At 70.0% G+C, this 16,708-nt stretch carries 15 protein-coding genes, 1 rRNA gene and 1 pseudogene; 6 read left to right on the forward strand and 11 right to left on the reverse strand.

Annotation, left to right across the window (positions count from 1 at the left end):
* Positions 1 to 83 (forward strand): 5S ribosomal RNA (gene rrf / locus ACFYZ3_RS33705); the annotation flags it as partial.
* An 81-nt stretch (positions 84 to 164) separates the two neighbouring features.
* Here rrf and ACFYZ3_RS33710 read toward each other — a convergent pair.
* Together ACFYZ3_RS33710 and ACFYZ3_RS33715 are read right to left on the reverse strand one after the other, a co-directional pair.
* Positions 165 to 833 (reverse strand): response regulator, encoded by a 669-nt coding sequence (locus ACFYZ3_RS33710; protein ID WP_388525876.1) that lies wholly within the window; start codon positions 831 to 833, stop codon positions 165 to 167.
* The gene (locus tag ACFYZ3_RS33715; protein WP_388525879.1) at positions 830 to 2,104 is read right to left on the reverse strand and encodes a sensor histidine kinase; all 1,275 of its coding nucleotides are present in this window, start codon (positions 2,102 to 2,104) and stop codon (positions 830 to 832) included. The genes ACFYZ3_RS33710 and ACFYZ3_RS33715 overlap by 4 nt, the downstream gene beginning before the upstream one ends.
* A gap of 94 nt (positions 2,105 to 2,198) precedes the next feature.
* Here ACFYZ3_RS33715 and ACFYZ3_RS33720 point away from each other — a divergent pair, with 94 nt between their 5' ends.
* Positions 2,199 to 2,759 carry a GNAT family N-acetyltransferase gene (locus ACFYZ3_RS33720; RefSeq protein WP_388525882.1) on the forward strand — a complete coding sequence of 187 codons (561 nt, stop codon included), beginning with the start codon at positions 2,199 to 2,201 and terminating at the stop codon, positions 2,757 to 2,759.
* A gap of 25 nt (positions 2,760 to 2,784) precedes the next feature.
* On the opposite strand, the gene ACFYZ3_RS33725 is transcribed toward ACFYZ3_RS33720, so the two are convergent.
* The 6 genes from ACFYZ3_RS33725 to ACFYZ3_RS33750 form a co-directional block, all read right to left on the reverse strand.
* Positions 2,785 to 4,278 (reverse strand): type IV secretory system conjugative DNA transfer family protein, encoded by a 1,494-nt coding sequence (locus ACFYZ3_RS33725; RefSeq protein WP_388525885.1) that lies wholly within the window; start codon positions 4,276 to 4,278, stop codon positions 2,785 to 2,787.
* Between the two features lie 47 nt (positions 4,279 to 4,325).
* The gene (locus tag ACFYZ3_RS33730; RefSeq protein ID WP_271416727.1) at positions 4,326 to 5,741 is read right to left on the reverse strand and encodes an ATP-binding protein; all 1,416 of its coding nucleotides are present in this window, start codon (positions 5,739 to 5,741) and stop codon (positions 4,326 to 4,328) included.
* Positions 5,742 to 5,753: 12 nt separating this feature from the next.
* Positions 5,754 to 7,313: an SCO6880 family protein gene (locus ACFYZ3_RS33735; protein WP_388525888.1), complete on the reverse strand. Its 1,560-nt coding sequence runs from the start codon at positions 7,311 to 7,313 to the stop codon at positions 5,754 to 5,756.
* A complete protein-coding gene (locus ACFYZ3_RS33740; protein WP_388525891.1) occupies positions 7,310 to 8,641 on the reverse strand; it encodes a hypothetical protein in 1,332 nt (443 codons plus the stop codon). The genes ACFYZ3_RS33735 and ACFYZ3_RS33740 overlap by 4 nt, the downstream gene beginning before the upstream one ends.
* Positions 8,631 to 9,434, reverse strand: coding sequence for a hypothetical protein (locus ACFYZ3_RS33745; RefSeq protein WP_388525894.1), 804 nt, complete (start codon positions 9,432 to 9,434; stop codon positions 8,631 to 8,633). The genes ACFYZ3_RS33740 and ACFYZ3_RS33745 overlap by 11 nt, the downstream gene beginning before the upstream one ends.
* A 167-nt stretch (positions 9,435 to 9,601) precedes the next feature.
* Positions 9,602 to 9,910 (reverse strand): membrane protein, encoded by a 309-nt coding sequence (locus ACFYZ3_RS33750; protein WP_003974839.1) that lies wholly within the window; start codon positions 9,908 to 9,910, stop codon positions 9,602 to 9,604.
* A 386-nt stretch (positions 9,911 to 10,296) separates the two neighbouring features.
* Here ACFYZ3_RS33750 and ACFYZ3_RS33755 point away from each other — a divergent pair, with 386 nt between their 5' ends.
* Entirely contained in the window at positions 10,297 to 10,527 is a 231-nt protein-coding gene (locus tag ACFYZ3_RS33755; RefSeq protein WP_388525897.1) for a DUF397 domain-containing protein, read from the forward strand.
* Positions 10,528 to 10,721: 194 nt separating this feature from the next.
* Here the strand turns inward: ACFYZ3_RS33755 and ACFYZ3_RS33760 are convergent, their stop codons facing one another.
* The 3 genes and pseudogenes from ACFYZ3_RS33760 to ACFYZ3_RS33770 form a co-directional block, all read right to left on the reverse strand.
* Positions 10,722 to 11,042, reverse strand: a complete 321-nt coding sequence (locus ACFYZ3_RS33760; RefSeq protein WP_361863051.1) for a hypothetical protein — start codon at positions 11,040 to 11,042, stop codon at positions 10,722 to 10,724.
* Between the two features lie 109 nt (positions 11,043 to 11,151).
* Positions 11,152 to 12,009, reverse strand: coding sequence for a helix-turn-helix domain-containing protein (locus tag ACFYZ3_RS33765; protein WP_388525900.1), 858 nt, complete (start codon positions 12,007 to 12,009; stop codon positions 11,152 to 11,154).
* A gap of 464 nt (positions 12,010 to 12,473) precedes the next feature.
* Positions 12,474 to 12,790 (reverse strand): annotated as a pseudogene (locus tag ACFYZ3_RS33770) (Scr1 family TA system antitoxin-like transcriptional regulator).
* Between the two features lie 219 nt (positions 12,791 to 13,009).
* On the opposite strand from ACFYZ3_RS33770, the gene ACFYZ3_RS33775 reads away from it, so the two are divergent.
* The 3 genes from ACFYZ3_RS33775 (at position 13,010) to ACFYZ3_RS33785 (ending at position 16,706) form a co-directional block, all read left to right on the forward strand.
* Positions 13,010 to 14,725 (forward strand): serine/threonine-protein kinase, encoded by a 1,716-nt coding sequence (locus tag ACFYZ3_RS33775; RefSeq protein ID WP_388525903.1) that lies wholly within the window; start codon positions 13,010 to 13,012, stop codon positions 14,723 to 14,725.
* A gap of 56 nt (positions 14,726 to 14,781) precedes the next feature.
* Positions 14,782 to 15,783 carry an NlpC/P60 family protein gene (locus ACFYZ3_RS33780; RefSeq protein WP_388525906.1) on the forward strand — a complete coding sequence of 334 codons (1,002 nt, stop codon included), beginning with the start codon at positions 14,782 to 14,784 and terminating at the stop codon, positions 15,781 to 15,783.
* A 206-nt stretch (positions 15,784 to 15,989) separates the two neighbouring features.
* Positions 15,990 to 16,706, forward strand: a complete 717-nt coding sequence (locus ACFYZ3_RS33785; RefSeq protein WP_361012443.1) for a phosphatase PAP2 family protein — start codon at positions 15,990 to 15,992, stop codon at positions 16,704 to 16,706.
* The last annotated feature ends 2 nt before the right edge of the window (positions 16,707 to 16,708 follow it).

Raw genomic sequence — 16,708 nt, forward strand, 5'->3', positions numbered from 1 at the left:
ACATTTCGAACCCGGAAGCTAAGCCTTACAGCGCCGATGGTACTGCAGGGGGGACCCTGTGGGAGAGTAGGACGCCGCCGAACAATCATTGCGAGAAAACCCCGCACCGGGAACGGTGCGGGGTTTTCTGCGTTCAGGGGTCTCCGTTTTTTGCCCCCGCCTTCTCAGCCCACCAGCTTTGTTTCATAGGCCAGGATGACCGCCTGGACGCGGTCCCGCGAGCCCGTCTTGGCCAGGATGCGGCCCACGTGTGTTTTGACCGTGGACTCGGCGAGGTGGAGCCGCTCGGCTATCTCCGTGTTGGTCCAGCCCTGGCCCATGACCCGCAGGATTTCGGTTTCGCGTTCGGTGAGTGGGGCCAGGCGCGGATCGGGGGATCCGGGTGCGTGGTCCGGGGCGCTGGTGGCCGGCAGGTGGTGGACGTAGGCGTCGAGCAGGCGGCGGGTGAGGCTCGGGGCGACCACGGCGTCGCCCGTGGCCACGGCGCGGATGCCGGAAAGGAGTTCCTCCGGCTGGGCGTCCTTGACGAGGAAGCCGGAGGCGCCGGCGCGCAGGCCTGAGTAGGCGTACTCGTCCAGGTCGAAGGTGGTGAGGATGAGGACGCGGCTGCGGCCGCCGCCCGCGACGATGCGGCGGGTCGCCTCGATGCCGTCCAGGCCGGGCATGCGGACGTCCATGAGGACGACGTCGGGGTGGAGTTCGGCCGTCATCCGGGTCGCTTCGGCGCCGTTGGCGGCCTCGCCCACGACCGTCATGTCGTCCTGGCTCTCCAGGAGCATGCGGAAGCCGAAGCGCTGGAGGGGCTGGTCGTCGGCTATGAGGACTGTGGTCACTGCGGGGATTCCTCCGGTAGGTGCAGATGGACGCGCCAGCCCTGCTCCGGGGCCGGGCGCGGGCCGGCCTCAAGTGTGCCCCCGTACAGGGAAGTCCGTTCACGCATCCCGGGCAGGCCGCGGCCGCCGGACGGGGTGCGGACGGGGAGCGGGGCCGTCCGGCCGGTGTCGGTGACGGTGAGGGTGGCGGCGCCGCCCGCCCCGTAGGACAGCTCGATGTGGGCGGTGGCTTCGGGGCCGGCGTGCTTGAGGGTGTTGGTGAGGGCTTCCTGGATGACGCGGTAGAGCGTGAGCTGGCGGCCCTCGGGGAGGTCGGGCTCCCCCTTGACGGTCGTGCGGACGGGGAGGCCGGCCCGGCGTACGCCGTCGAGGAGGCGGTCCAGGTCCGTGAGGGCGGGCTGCGGGGCCAGTTCGGGCTCCGGGCCGGTGCCGTCCCGGTCGTCGTCGCGCAGGACGTCCAGGAGGCGGCGGAGTTCGCCGAGCGCCTGGCGGCTGGTGGTGCCGATGGCGTCGAGGGCCTGGGCGGCGCGGTCGGGGGACTTGGCGGCGGCGTAGCGGCCGCCGTCGGCCAGGCCGGTGATGACGGAGAGGTTGTGGCCGATGATGTCGTGCATCTCCCTGGCTATGCGGGCGCGCTCGGCGGCGGCGGCGAGCCGGACCTGCTGGTCGCGTTCGGTCTCCAGGCGGCGGGCGCGGTCCTCCAGGGCTTCGGTGTAGCCGCGCCGGGTGCGCACGGTGATGCCGATGAGGGCGGCCACGCCGATGGCGACGAGCTGGGAGCCGAGCTGCTGGTTCCAGGAGCCCGCGCTGTCCCCGTAGCGGGCGACCGAGACACAGGTCGGCGCGGTCACCACGGCCACCGCCCACCACAGGTTGCGCAGCGGCAGGCGCAGGGCGATGTGGTGGACGAGGAGGAGTTGGAGCAGGGCTGCCTGGAGGGCGGCGCCCGACCACGCGCTCACCAGCGCCGCGGGCAGTGTGAGGAGGAGGGCGCCCCGGGGGTTGCTGCGGCGCCAGACGACGGGGACGGAGAGGGCGAGGCTGAGCACGACGACGAGGCCGACGGGGACGTCGGGGTCGTGGGCGACGCTGCGCCAGCCGTCGCCGGTGCCGTCGATCAGGGCGGCCAGGACCCAGAAGCCGGTGAGGTGGAGGTCCCACAGGAGCGGATGGCGGTGGTCGAAGGCGCGGATCCGCCGGTTGACGCGCTGGACGTACTCGGTGAGGGGTTCGGCGGCTCGGTCTTCCGGCACCGGCTTCACGGGCTCCATCCGACCATGGTCGGGGGTCCGGGCGCGACGGGCGTCCGTCCGGGGGCCGTATATGGGATGAGGGGCGTAGTACCCGGGTATTACGGTGGCCGGCATGAGTGCCTCGGTCCCCGGTGACTACGTGATCCGTTCCATACGCGCCGACGAGTGGCCCGCGGTGAAGGAGCTGCGGCTGCGTGCGCTGCTGGACCCGGTCGCGGATCTCGCGTACCTGGAGACGTACGAGGATGCCGCCGCGCGGCCGGACTCCTTCTGGCAGGAGCGGGCGGCCTCAGGCGCCGAGGGGGCCTGCGGGGCGCAGCAGTTCGTTGCCGTGGGTCCCGGCGGGCGGTGGCTCGGCACGCTGACCGTGCTGGTGGAGGAGGCCGGGACGACGGACTGGGCCGGGTTCCCGGTGGAGCGGCGGCAGGGGCATGTCGTCGGGGTGTTCGTACGGCCCGAGTGGCGGGGGAGCGGGCTGACCAAGGCGCTGTTCGACGCCGGTCTCGAGTGGGCGTGGGCGAACGGCGTCGAGCGGATGCGGCTCATCGTGCATCCCGACAACGGGCGGGCACAGGGGGCCTACCGGAAGGCCGGGTTCGCGCCGAGCGGGCGGACGGTGCCGCTGGAGGGCGGGCCCGGGGACCACGAGCTGGAGTACGTGCTCGAGCGCTGACCCGCCCGGCCCCGCCGACCCTCCGTCAGACGGGCAGCTCGTCGTGGGGCCAGCGGGCGCGGCCCTGTTCGCGGGAGCGGAGCAGGGCCAGGGTCGGCATGCCCACGTCCGTGCCGTCGGCGAGCAGTTCCGGGAGCTGGGGCAGCGGGGCCACGGCCGCGACGTCGTCCAGGACGAGCGTCATTGGTGGGTCGAGGCGACCGGAGGATGACCGTTCGGCCATGCGCCGGCCGCGCTCGACCACGCTGGAGACGAGCGCCGTCAGCAGCGGCATCGCGCCCGGGCTCGTGCGGGGATCCTCGATGGATTCACCCACCACGTAAAGGGTTCCCTGTTCGTGGACGAAGGAATCCAAGGCGAGGGCATCAGTTCGGTTGGGAGTGCACGCCTCGCGGATATTGACCGTGGAGAGCGCGGCGAGCGCCCGGGCGGTCAGCTGCTGGGCCATGTCCCGGCGCTCGGGGTGGGCGGTGAGGGATCCTTCGAGTTCGCCCGCGGAGCCGGGGGCTGCCTTGGGGTGGGTGCGCAGGATGCGGACGGCGTCCTGGACCTGGAGGCCCTGGGACCAGCGGTGGACGTGGCGGATGGTGCGGCCGTCGATGGCGGCGGCGTGGAGGTAGCTGCGCAGCAGCAGTTCGGCGGTGTCGCCGATCGCCTGGTCGAGGCGGGCGGTGGGGCGGACGGGGGTGAGCAGGGCGGCGGCTCTGGCGGTGGCCGTCTGTCTGTCCTCGCAGCCCGCGGTGGGGGACCAGTGGACGCGGGCGGGGGTGTCGCAGAGGTGGTTGGGGTCGTAGAGGTGGGTGGGGCCGAGTTTGGCGCGGGCGTCCTTGGTCTCCGACCAGAGGGCGGGGTTGGAGGTGATGACGAGGGCGGCGCCTTCTGCGTCCCGCAGGGTTTGGACGGCCGTTGAGTGGCGGCTCTCTCTGGGGCCGTAGTGCACCGTGCCTTCGGCGCGGTTTGTTTCCCACCCACCCACCGGTTTGCCGTTGGCCGCAGAGGCTGGGGGCTCGGTTTCCAGGGCGGGGTCCTGTTGCGGCGCCCTGGGGGTGGGCACCTCGTGCCGCGGGGGCTCCTGGAGCGGCGTCTCCTGCGCCACCGGTGCTGCCAGTGGTGCCGGTGTCGGTGCCGGTACTGGTGTGGGCTCCTCGCGTCGTCGCTGTCGTACCGCGCGCCACCGCGCCACCGTGCCCATCACGAACACCGTCAGTACCACCAGCACCATCAGCTGGCCGATGAACAGCCCCCAGAACAGCCCGTACCCGGACAGCGCCCCCTCCGGGGCGTCCGGCCAGGCGCCGGGGAGGTCGTGGGGCTCGGCGATCAGGTGGCGCATGGCTGGCGGGGTGCCGGTGAAGCTGACGCCGGCGGGCCAGGAGCCGTGGGCGAACAGGGCGGACAGGCCGGTCGCCGTCCACACCAGCAGGGTCATGCCGAGGATGAAGGCCAGTATGCCGATCAGCAGGCCGTCGGGGATGCCGCCCTGGGCCGGCCGCTGATCGCGGCGGTCGTCCGGTCTCATGCGTCCGGTGCCTCTCCTCGTCCTGCTGTCCTACTGCTCTACTGCTCCTACGCCACCGTCGATTCCGAGGAGTCGCCGATGTGCTGCTCCATGAACGCCGCCGCCCGCTCCTCCGCCTCCAACTCCGCGGCGCGCAGGGCGTCGTCGGTCAGGTGGTCGGCGGAGGACTCGGTCATCGCGCGGTCGGTGAAGACCAGGGGGCGTTCGGTCTCGGTGATCAGGTGTTTGACCACCTGGACGTTGCCGTTGACGTCCCAGACCGCGATGCCGGGGGTGAGGGAGGGGATGATCTCCACGGCCCAGCGGGGCAGACCGAGGACGCGCCCGGTGGCCCGTGCCTCGTCGGCCTTCTGGGCGTAGATGGTGCGGGTGGAGGCCATCTTGAGGATGGCCGCGGCCTCCCTGGCCGCCGCCCCGTCCACGACGTCGGACAGGTGGTGGACCACCGCCACGAAGGACAGGCCGAGCCGGCGCCCGAACTTCAGCAGCCGCTGGAACAGCTGTGCCACGAACGGGCTGTTGATGATGTGCCAGGCCTCCTCGACCAGAAAGATGCGCTTCTTCCGGTCGGGGCGGATCCAGGTGTGCTCCAGCCAGACACCCACGATGGCCATGAGGATCGGCATCGCGATGGAGTTGCGGTCGATGTGGGAGAGGTCGAAGACGATGAGCGGGGCGTCGAGGTCGATGCCGACGGTCGTCGGACCGTCGAACATGCCGCGCAGGTCGCCGTCGACGAGCCGGTCGAGGACCAGCGCCACGTCCAGGCCCCAGGCCCGCACGTCGTCTATGGCGACGTTCATCGCCTCGGCGGACTCCGGCTCGGGGTGGCGGAGCCGCTCGACGATGTCGGTGAGGACCGGCTGGCGTTCGACGATGGTCTCGTTGACGTAGGCGTGCGCGACCTTGAGGGCGAAGCCGGAGCGCTCGTCCAGGCCGTGGCCCATGGCGACCTCGATGATCGTCCGGAGCAGCGCCAGCTGGCCCGTCGTCGTGATCGCCGGGTCGAGGGGGTTGAGGCGGATGCCGTGGTCCAGGGCGGCCATCGGGTCGAGGCGGATGGGGGTTATGCCCAGCTCCTCGGCGATGAGGTTCCACTCGCCGACGCCGTCCTCGCCCTGGGCGTCCAGGACGACGACCTGGCGGTCGCGAAAGCGCAGCTGGCGCAGGACGTACGTCTTCTCCAGGGCCGACTTGCCGTTGCCGGACTCGCCGAGGACCAGCCAGTGCGGGGCGGGGAGTTGCTGGCCGTAGAGCTGGAAGGGGTCGTAGATGTAGCCCTTGCCGGAGTAGACCTCGCGGCCGATGATCACGCCGGAGTCGCCGAGGCCGGGGGCGGCCGTCGGCAGGTAGACGGCCTGGGCCTGGCCGGTGGACGTGCGGACGGGGAGGCGGGTCGTCTCCACCTTCCCGAACAGGAAGGACGTGAACGCGTCGGTGAGGACGGACAGCGGGTCCCGCATCAGGCTCAGCCCCTACCTTCGGATGCCGGTGGCGAACGGAAGAGTGTTCACGAAGGCGCGATGGTGCTCACGGTCGCACCACTCCAGTTTCAGGTACGACTTTCCGGCCGACGCCCTTATCGTCCGCTTGTCGCGGGCCAGGGCCTCGGGGGTGCGGGAGGAGACGGTGATGTAGCCGACCAGGTTGACGCCGGCCGCGCCGCTGGCGAGGTCCTCGCCGCGCTGGTCGAGGCGGCCGTGGGCGGCGATGTCGCGAGGGTCCACGGTGCGGTTCATCTTGGCGGCGCGGGAGGCCTCGGCGTCGTCGTTCGTCTTCTCGGTCAGCATCCGTTCGATGGCGACCTCGGTGGGTTCGAGGTCCATGGTGACGGCGACCGTGCGGATCACGTCCGGGGTGTGGACCAGGAGCGGGGCCAGGAAGTTGACGCCCACCGGGGTCATCGGCCACTCCTTGATCCAGGCGGTGGCGTGGCACCAGGGGGCGCGGGTGGCGGACTCGCGGGTCTTGGCCTGGAGGTAGGTGGGCTCCATGGCGTCCAGCTCGGCCGGCCAGGCGTTGCGCTTGGTCATCGCCTGGATGTGGTCGATGGGGTGGTCCGGGTCGTACATGGCGTGGATCAGGGAGGCGAGCCGGCCCTGGCCCAGCGGCTGGCGCACGCGGATGTCGGCTTCCTGGAGGCGGGAGCAGATGTCGGTCAGCTCGCGCGCCATGACGACCGCGAGTCCGGCGTCCCGGTCCAGCTTGCGTCCGGTGTGCGGTCGGGCGGCGCGGGCCATGGTGTGCGCCTCGGCGGCCAGTTCGCGGTTGTAGTGCATGCAGGCGATGAGATAGGCGCGGTGCTGCTCGCTGCTGGTGGACACCATCGACTGGAGCTGGTCGTACGACTGCCGCAGCCACGGCGGTGACTTTTCGTCGCCGCGCTGGGAGACGTCCTTGGCGTGCGCGTCGGGGTCGGCCGGGAGGGTGCGGGCGAGCATCTGGATGCGGGTGACGAAGCCGTCGCCGTTGGCCACGTGCTTGAGCAGCGTGCCGAAGCGGTCGACGAGGGCTTCCTGGTCCTCGGAGTCGCGCAGGCCGACGCCGGGCCCCTCGATCTCGATGGCGGCCGTCACGGTCTTGCGGTCGGCGTGCAGCAGTACGGCGATCTCGTCGGGCCCGAAGGGCGCCGCCAGCCAGGAGATGCGGCCGATGCCGGGCGGCGGGCCGACCTCGATCTCGCGGCCGTCGATCCGGGTACCGGCCTCGATGGCGCCGGAGCGGTACGTGGTGCCCCTGCGGAGGGTGCGCTTGTAGCTGCGGTTGATCTCGAACCACCGGTAGAACGTGCGGTGGTTGTACGGCACGTAGACCGCCGCGAGGGCGAGCATCGGGAAGCCGACGAGCAGCACGATGCGCAGGGACAGGACGGGGACGAGGAGCCCGCACATCATGCCGAGGAACGCGCCCGCGACGATCAGCGCGATCTCACCGGTCTCGCGATTGCGGCCGACGATCGCGTTCGGCCGGGCGCGGCCGATCAGATACGTACGGCGGGGCGTGACCGTATGGGACACGTGGGACTCGGTCGTCAACGCCCGTCACCTCCTGTGCTCTTGCTGTTGCGGGTGTTGCTGGCGTGCGGTGTGTTCACCGGGCTGCCGGAGCGCGGTGCCGGTGCGGCGGAGGGGACATTTCCGCCGCCGCCGTTCGAGGGGCGGGAGCTGTGTGCGGCGACTCCGCCGGAGGCGGGGTTCGAGGGGCGGGCGGCCGCGGAGGACGAGGACTGTCCGCCGCCGCTGTCGCCGTTGTTGCGGCTGCTGTGGGTTCTGATGCCCTGGGCGACCAGGTTCGCCGGGGAGCTGATCACGGCGGCTGCCTTGCCCTCGGCGCCCTGCATGATGCGGTTGTTGCGGCCGTTGGCGATCTCGTCGCCGAAGCCGGGGACGAAGCGGTAGATCATCGCCGAGGCGAAGATCGCCAGCAGGATGATGGCGAGGCCGGACACGATGGCGGCCACGGAGTCGGGGCCTTCTTCCGTGGTCAGCGCGCCGGCCAGGCCCAGCACGATCACGATCACGGGCTTCACCATGATCACGGCGATCATGATGCCGGCCCAGCGGCGGACGTGGCCCCACAGGTTCTTGTCGACCAGGCCGGCGTAGACGACGACGCCGAGCAGGGCGCCGACGTAGAGCAGGACGGCGCGCAGGTACAGCTCCAGGTAGAGGACGCCCGCGGCGATGATCGACACGAACGACACCAGGATCAGCATGATCGGGCCGCCGCCGATGTCGTTGCCCTGCTTCAGCGCCTGGGAGAACGTGCCGAAGAAGGTGTCCGTCTGGTCGCCGGTGCCCTTGGCCAGGACGTCGGTGACGGCGTCGGTGGCCGACACGACCGTGTACAGGATCAACGGCGTGAAGGCCGACGCCAGGACGGTGAGCCACAGGAACCCGACGGCCTCGGAGAGCGCGGTGGTGAGCGGGACGCCGCGGACGGCACGCTTGGCCACGGCCAGCAGCCAGAGGACCAGGGTGAGGATCGTCGACGCGGCGAAGACGATGCCGTACTGCTTGAGAAACGTGCCGTTGGTGAAGTCGACGTCTGCGGTGTTCTGCACGGCCTTGCTGAGCGTGTCGACGGTCCAGGCGGCGGCGTCGGCACAGCCCTTGGCCAGGGAGGAGAGGGGGTCGAGGGTGGAGGGGAGTGTGTCGGGGGTACCCCCGCCGCCCCCGGAGCCGCCGCCTTCGCCTCGTTCGCAGTAGTCCTTGGCGGGGCCGCGGATGAGATCGCAGGGGTCCTCGGTGTCCGTGGGGGCCGGTGTAGGGGCGGCGAACGCCCGGGTGGCCAGCAGAATCGTCGAGGCCTGTACTGCTGCGGCAGCGGCCGATACCTTGAGGACGCGGTGGTTAGCGCGCATACGTGAACCCTCCGTATTCCTCGACGGCCTTCGTCATGTCGTCGGCCGTGGAAGCCCGCTGATCGCGCCCGACTGGCACCGGTCCGTCCTTCTGCTCGAAGTCGGTGACCTTCCAGTCGCCGTTGGTCCACGTCAGCTGGTACGTGGTGGTGTACCAGCTCTCGGTCACGGGGTTGGTCGAGCTACCGCCCGAGAGCCCGAAGAGCGAGGTGTACCAGACCTCGACGGTCGCCTTCTCGGCGCTGGAGGCCGTGGCCTTGGTGCCCACTGGGATCACCCGGGAGACGAAGGTTTGACCGGCTGGCGCCTTGCCGTTCTTGTCCAGGCCGATGTTGGCCAGGAACTTCGCGCTGGAGTACGCGCCGTCCAGGTCCGTCTGCCGGGCGGCGGCGATGTCGGGTGCGTAGACGGCACTGACGATCTCATGCCGTCTCGCCTTGTCGAACATCCCGTCAGACCCCAGCGCCACCGCGTAGTTCGCCGCCGCGCTCTGCGCCCCCTGCGCGTCATGGGCGAAGCCCGATTGCACCGGACGTGTCCCCGAAGGCGCCGTCGCCGAGGTCTTCGGCTTGTCTCCGTCCCCGTCCTCCCCGGACGCGGAATCGTCTCCTCCACGGTTCGCGAAGGCGATCGCGGCGATGAGGAGGACGACGACGCCGACCACGGTGACCAGGCTGCGCGAGGAGGAGCGGCCGCCGCGTCGGGGGCCGCCTTCGTCCTCGGGCAGCCGGAGCCGCGTCTGACCGGCGCCGCCGTAATCGCCGGACGAGTGGTGATCGTCTCCGAGACTCATGCCGCGTACGCCCCCTCGACGTCGGGTCGGCCGTGTACGTACGACGGTAGCCGTGCTGGGTCCCGCTCGGGCGCGGTGTTATGACTCGACATCAGGGAAACGCAACCTCAGCCGGTTGGCACGACGGGCGGGTGGGATGGAGGGGGAGGAACGGTTGCGTGCCGGGGCTACACGGCCATCCCGTACACGATGGTGAAGAGCGTGCCGAGGGAGCCGATGATGAACACGCCCGTCAGCCCGGCGATGATGAGGCCCTTGCCCTGCTCGGCGCTGAAGGTGTCCCTCAGGGCCGTGGCACCGATGCGCTGCTTGGCGGCACCCCAGATGGCGATGCCGAGGCAGAGCAGAATGGCGACGGCCATGACGACCTGGACCATCGTCTTCGCCTCGGTCCCCAGCGCACCGAAGGGGCCCCAGTCCGGAGCGATCCCCCCGATGATGGTGTTGATGTCTCCCTCGTCGGCCGCAAAGAGCATGTAAGTCACCGCCCCTGTTGGGTAGTTCCGCGCCCTCTGCGGATGTGCAGAGGTCAAGCCTCATTGTCGCCGACGATGACGCGGTCGCGTGTCGCGTTGGCGTCATTGTTTGGCGGGTTTCGTGCGAACAGCCCGTCACCGTCCGGCGTCGGCTGGTCAGTCGGCGCCGAGACGGCTTCTGGTGGTCGTATCGTCACTCTGTGTATCACGGCGGGGCATGGCTGGCAACGATGTGTAAGCGAAACCTGTGGTGCGGTTCGGTCGTTAGGCCCTGATGCGGTGTCAGTGCTTGGCGCAAAATGCGGCCCGCCGTCCGGGCCACTGTTGAGCCGTGGCGGCAGCGGGTAGACCAACGTGGGCTAGTTGGCTGACGGGCGGGTGACCGGATGAGGGGGGCGGTCTTGGGCGGCGGAGAATCGGCGGTTTCGTGGCGGAAAAGTAGTTACAGTTCGGCGCAAGAAGGCGACTGCTGCGAGATAGCGCTGAGGAGCACTCAGGTATGGGTACGTGACTCCAAGTGCCCGCAACGTGCGACGCTTCGGTTCTCGGTGCGCGCCTGGCGCAGTGCTGTGGCGTCTTTGAGAGCAGACCCGTTCGGGGGAGGCTTCGATGGATAGTCCTGATCCCGCCAATGATGCGGGGCGAGGGGTGAGCCTGCCCGCCTACTGCCTGGTCGCCGGCGTCGTCGCCGCGACGGTAGGCGCGGTGGCGTCCCTGTCGGGCGACGGCCTTGTGCAGCGCATCGTGCTGTGGGCCCTGGCTCTGGTGCTCGTCGCGGCGGCGGCAGGGTGGTGGTGGGCCAGAACCCCTGTCACCGCGTATCGCTGGACGGTGGGTCTTCTGGTGCGTCCGGCAGCGAAGGGCGCAGCGTCTGATAGGCCTTTGCGAAGGTTCGCACGAGGAGAGCTGCCGCGCTGAAGCTGCCCGCGACGCTGGCGGCAGGGTGGATGCCCATTTGTATGCCGGCGAATGCCACCGCTGTGAGTGAAGCGGAGGCGAAGACCGCCAGCGCTGTCAGGTTGCGCAGGATTCGGATGAGGTCGTCCGTGTGGGCCGCCCTGCGGCGTATGGCGTTGTCGGCCTCGTCCTGGTAGATGCGGCGCAGCCTGGCACTGGCCTCGTCGCTTGCCATCCCCTGTTCCATGAGCGAGGGCCGTGCCCCGTCTCCGCGGCCCTTCCCTTTGCGCTTCCCCGTGCCCATGGCCCTCCCTTCACTCTCCCGGCCGTGCAGGAGATTCGGTTCATGAATCCCGCAGTTGCTCCAGGAGCTCGTCGAGCAGCGAGATCGTCGCCTCTTCGCTCAGTGACTTGTCGGTCAGGTCTTCGAAGCACTCCTGGTACCGGGCGACCATCTCCCGGTTGTCCCGGTTGGTGAGCACGCCGTTCGGGCCTGCCACGTACAGGACGTCTTCGTCGTCCTGGAATCCGAGGAGGAGGAAGCTGCTGTCCAGGCTGTCGTGGGCGCCCGCGGTGAACGGCAGGGCCCGAAGGGTGATCCGCTGCGAGGTCGCCATCTGCTTGATGAAGGACAGCTGATTGCGCATGACGGCCGCCCCGCCGATCAGGCGCCGCAGTGCCGCCTCGTCGACGATCATGCTCACCTGCGGTCCGTCGCTCTCGCGGTAGATGCGCTCCTGTCGTGCGGACCGGAGGTCGATGTTCTTCTGGGCGTTCGGGTTCGCACCCGCGGCGTCGTAGAGCGCCCTGATGTAGTCGGTGGTCTGCAGCAGGCCGGGGATGAGTGACGGGTGGTAGGCGCGGATGGTGTCCGCGGCGCTTTCATAGCCGAGGTACTGGGCGAAGGGCGCGGCGATGATGTCGCTGTAGTCGGACCACCACGCCTGGCCCTTGCTGCCGCGCGCCGCTTCCTCCAACTCCTCGACGACACCGGGCTCCTCGATCTCGTACAGGCGAAGCATGGCCTGGAGGTCGGTGACGGAGAGGCTGACCGTGCCCGCCTCGATGCGGATGATTTTGGACAGGGACCAGTCCAGAAGGTCGGCAGCCTCGCGCTGGGTCAGGCTCCTCTTGTCGCGGGCGGCCTTCAGGGCCAAACGGAGCTTGCGACGGTTGAGGCTGGGGTCCGTGGCGATGGGCATGGCGCTCCTTCTGGGTGACGCCGGTGCGCGCCGGAGGGCAGCCTGCCGAACGCGACCAGCTGTGGGTAGGTCTGCGCGAGCCACCTTATCTTCGACGACGGCGAGTCGCCGACTTCTGGTAGCCCGGTCGCGGACCGACCCTGTCGAGTAGCCATTACCCAAGAGACATATGTCTAATCGACTACCTGAGCGACGCGCGCATGAATGTGGTGCAGACCACAAGCGCCGCCCCACCTGGTGGGGCGGCGGGTGTCGTTGTGGCCGGCGATGCCTACGAGGCGAAGTGGTCGAACTCGTCCGCGCGTACGCCGCGCACGAAGGTGTCCCACCGGCGGCGGTCGGTCGTGACGGCGGCTCCCGGTGCGCCGGTGGCGTGAACGCGGACTGTGCCGCGTTTCGGAGACGGCGACGGTGACTTCGGTGGCCGGCGGTCGGCTGTCCGCCTTGAGCGCCGCTGCTGCCTCTCAGATCGTCCGGTCGATGTGGTGGATGAGGGCCCGGGACTCCAGCTCGATGAGGCTGAGGGACATGAGGCGGTCCAGGACCATGCGGTACTTGCTCAGCTGGGCTTCCGCGTTCAGTAGGGCGATGCCGTGCGACTGGTCGAGTTGGACCGTGTCGAGCGGCGGAACGGGGCCGTGCACGTAGTAGATGGGCTGCCCCGCACCCGGGTAGCCGCCCGCGTCGAAAGGGATGACGTGGATGGAGATGTTGGGTGCTCGCTCATCTTGAGGAGGTGCTGGAGCTGCCGTCTCGTCAGGTTCCGGCCGCCGGAACGCATATGGAGTGCTGCCTCGTGGATGATGGCGCGGTAGGGAAGCGGGTCCTTGCGGAAGAGGCCGGGGGCGGCAAGCTGCTGTGGGCCGAGTGCCGCCGGGACGACCGGCCGTGACGGTCAATGCCGGGTGGCGGCCCAGGAGTCACTGCCTGGGCGTCCGAGGCCGAGCGGCTGTCATCGACGATCCAGCAGTTGGTGGATCTTTGTGGCAGTGTCTGGCGCGTGGAGGGACTCAAGGCTCAAGATCCGGCACGTATAGGTGCGTACACGCTGCTCGCCCGGCTGGGTGCGGGTGGCATGGGGCAGGTCTACCTCGGGCGCTCGCCGGGTGGCCGCCTGGTCGCTCTCAAGGTGATCCGCGACGAGATCGTCGACCACCCCGAGGCGATGGCACGCTTCCGGCGTGAGGTGGAGACCGTACGGGCGGTACGGAGCGCCTATACCGCGAACCTCATCGACGCGTCGTTGGAGGCCGCGCCCTACTGGCTGGCGACGGAGTACGTGGCGGGTCCGACGCTCAGCCGTGGAGTGGCGGAACAGGGTCCGCTGCCCGCAGAGACCTGCCGAGGAGTGCTCGCGGCCCTGGCGGAGGGGCTCGCGGCGGTGCACGGCTGTGGCGTGACGCACCGGGACCTCAAGCCGCAGAACGTCATCCTCGCCGCACAGGGGCCGCAGCTCATCGACTTCGGAATCGCCCGGGGAGCGGACCAGACCGCGCTGACCGAGGCCGGATTCGCGCCGGGCACCCCGGGATACACCGCCCCCGAGGTGCTGATGCGCAATGAGGTCGGCCCGGCCGCGGACGTGTTCGCGCTCGGTGCGACGCTCGCGTACGCGGCCACCGGACGCCCTCCGTTCGGATCGGGTGATCCCGCCGGCGTGAGCTACCGCGCGGTGCACGAGCCGGTCGACGCCGCGGGTGTGGACCCGGGCCTCGCGGCGCTCATCGAGGCCTGCGTGGCCAAGGACCCGGCCGCGCGACCCCGGCTCGACGAGGTGATCACACGGTGCGGGGTCCGGACGGCGCTGGTCGAGGACGCCTTCTACGCAGGCCTCGCACCGCTGGCCGAGGCGGTACCCCGGATCCCGGCGGCGACCCCGCCGCCGTCGCCGGTGAGTCCCCCGCCGTCGCCGGTGAGTCCGCACGACCTGCCGACCGCCACTGCCCCGCACGGCGGCTACGGCTACACCCCCACGCATGTCGTACAACCGGGGGCGCCCGTGCGTCGTCGCCGTGTCGCGACGTGGGTGGTGGGCCTGTCCGTGGCTGTCGCGGTGGGTGCGGCGGGCGCGTTCGTGCTCGCCTCGCGCGGCGATGACGGAGACGGAGGCGGGGGCGGCGGCTCCGCCGCCGGTGCGGACACCACCGCGTCGCCGACCGCTTCGGCCTCCGAAGGGGCGAAGGGCGGGGCGCCTGCCTACGCCGGGGACAAGCTGGATCGCACGCTGTGGAACTCAGGGACCCGCGAGTGCCAACTGCCCTCGCAGGAGCGTGCGATGGACAAGTTCATGAGGTCCATCGCCGACCCGGACCATCCGGAGGTCAATGACCCGGACCTGCTCTCGCCCCGGCGCAAGGTCGAGATCGGGTTCCGGGACGGCAGCCCCGCGCCCTCCGAAGAGCCGTACTACGTCACCGTCAGCGTGAAGCCGCCCCACGACATCGATCCGGACACCGGAAAACCCGTGCAGGGCATCCTGGTCGACAACCGCACGATCGGCTACCTGAGCAAGCCGGTCGATCTGCACGCGGGTGGCGAGCCGGGGGAGTGGAAGTCCGTCACCTACCCCGACGACTTCCAGCAGTGGATCAAGGGAGAGGGGACGCCCGCGATTCCGTTGGTCAACGACCCGGGGGACTGGACCGTGCAGTGGCACCACATCCGCACCCCCGACGACTACACGAGTATCGACTGCGCCGGGTTCACAGTGAAATAGCGCCACTCTGGTCGGAAATCGTCTTGAACAGCATCCTCATGGGGGAGGGTTGAGCCGTGCGCAAAGTGTGGGTGGTCGGTGGTGCGGCGGTCGGGGCCGGGCTGAGCTTCGTCATGCTGCTCGTCCTCGGCGTGTACCTCGTCGCCGGGAACCTCTCGGGCGGGGCGGGTGGCGGGGCCAAGACGCTGGCCAAGGGGTCGGTTCCCGCTGCGTATCAAAGTCTCGTGGCCCGGTGGGGCAACCTGTGTCCGGCCATCAACCCGGCCCTGCTCGCCGCCCAGCTCTACCAGGAGAGCGGCTGGGACCCGGACGTCGTCAGCCATGCCGACGCGCGCGGCATCGCCCAGTTCATTCCGGGGACCTGGGCAGCCCACGGCATCGACGGCGACGGGGACGGTGACCGGAACATCTGGGACCCGAAGGACGCGATCCCGTCGGCGGCGTCGTACGACTGCGAACTCGCCCGCTATGTGAAGGACGTGCCCGGCGACACCACCAACAACATGCTCGCCGCCTACAACGCGGGTGCCTACCGGGTGATCAACTCCGGCGGGGTGCCCGCGATCAGCGAGACCCAGAACTACGTCAGGATCATTCGGAGTCTGGAGAAGAGCTTCGCCGCCCCCACCGGGCGGGTCGACCCCTCCGAGCAGGCCGCCGGCGCCATCGCCTACGCGCAGAAGAAGCTCGGGACGCTGTACCTGTGGGGTGGGAACGGGACGCCCGAGCAGGGCGGGCGGTTCGACTGTTCGGGGCTGACCAAGGCGGCGTACGAGAGTGTGGGGATCAAGCTGCCGCGGGTCGCCAACGACCAGTACAACGCGGGGCCTCATCCTGGGCGGGACGAACTGCTGCCGGGGGACCTGGTGTTCTTCTCGGACGACCTCACCAACTCGCGGGCCATCCGGCACGTGGGGATCTACGTGGGCGGCGGGTACATGATCGACGCGCCGCGGACGGGGGCCGTGATCCGTTTCGACCCGATCGACACCCCCGACTACTTCGGGGCCACCCGGGTGACCGAGGATGGCGCGAAAGCGCTCCCCACCACGGTGTGAATGGGAGGGTGTGAACCCAGCGTGAAACCCTGCCCTGAGCTGCGACGACGTGTCTCTCTTCGATAACGTCTGCGTGATCATTCAGTGGAGTGTGGAACGTATCAACGGGGACCGTGCGTTCCTGTTGACGTACAGCTGACCACGGGGGTGGCAGAAGAGGCGTGCGCTCGGCGCGCCGGAGGACATGACGAAGGGGCCGCAGCACCATGGCTGGACTCGCCGAATCCGGGTCGAACCCCGACGTCGAGCTGCTCTACGACATCAACGGCCTGGCCAAGGACGCGCCGCACTGGTTCGACCGGGTCATGGAGTTCGTCGGTGAGTACGGACTGCTGTTCGCGATCGTGCTGCTGGTGCTGTGGTGCTGGTGGGGTGTGCGGCGCCGGGGCGGCGAGGACGCGGCCCCGAACGTGGCGGCCCTGGTGTGGGCGCCGCTCGCGGCCGGGGTCGCGGTGCTGGTCAACGTGCCGATACGGGGTTTCGTGGAGCGGCCCCGTCCGTTCAAGTCCCATGAGGGCCTCGAAGTGCTCGTGGAGGGGAAGAACGACTTCTCGTTCGTGAGCGACCACGCCACGCTCTGCATGGCCCTGGCGGTCGGACTGTTCGTCGCCAACCGGAAGTTCGGGATCGCCGCGATCGTGCTCGCGCTGTTCGGCGGCTTCGCCCGGGTCTACATGGGTGTCCACTATCCGACCGACGTCGTGGGCGGATTCGCCCTCGGTACGGCCGTCGCCCTGCTGCTGTCTCCGGTGGCCATGGCCCTGCTGACGCCGCTGACCCGCGCCGTCGAGCGCTCGCCCCGGGTGGGGTGGCTGGTCAGCGCGCGAGGCCGGGCCGGTGCCGCCGGACGCGGTGCCGTGATTCCCGGGGCGCGCAAGGAGAGTGCCTCCGAGGCGTCGGGCGAGCGGGATCTCGCCGCCTGACG

Source organism: Streptomyces sp. NPDC001599, from assembly GCF_042893535.1.
In the GTDB taxonomy this organism is placed as follows: domain Bacteria; phylum Actinomycetota; class Actinomycetes; order Streptomycetales; family Streptomycetaceae; genus Streptomyces.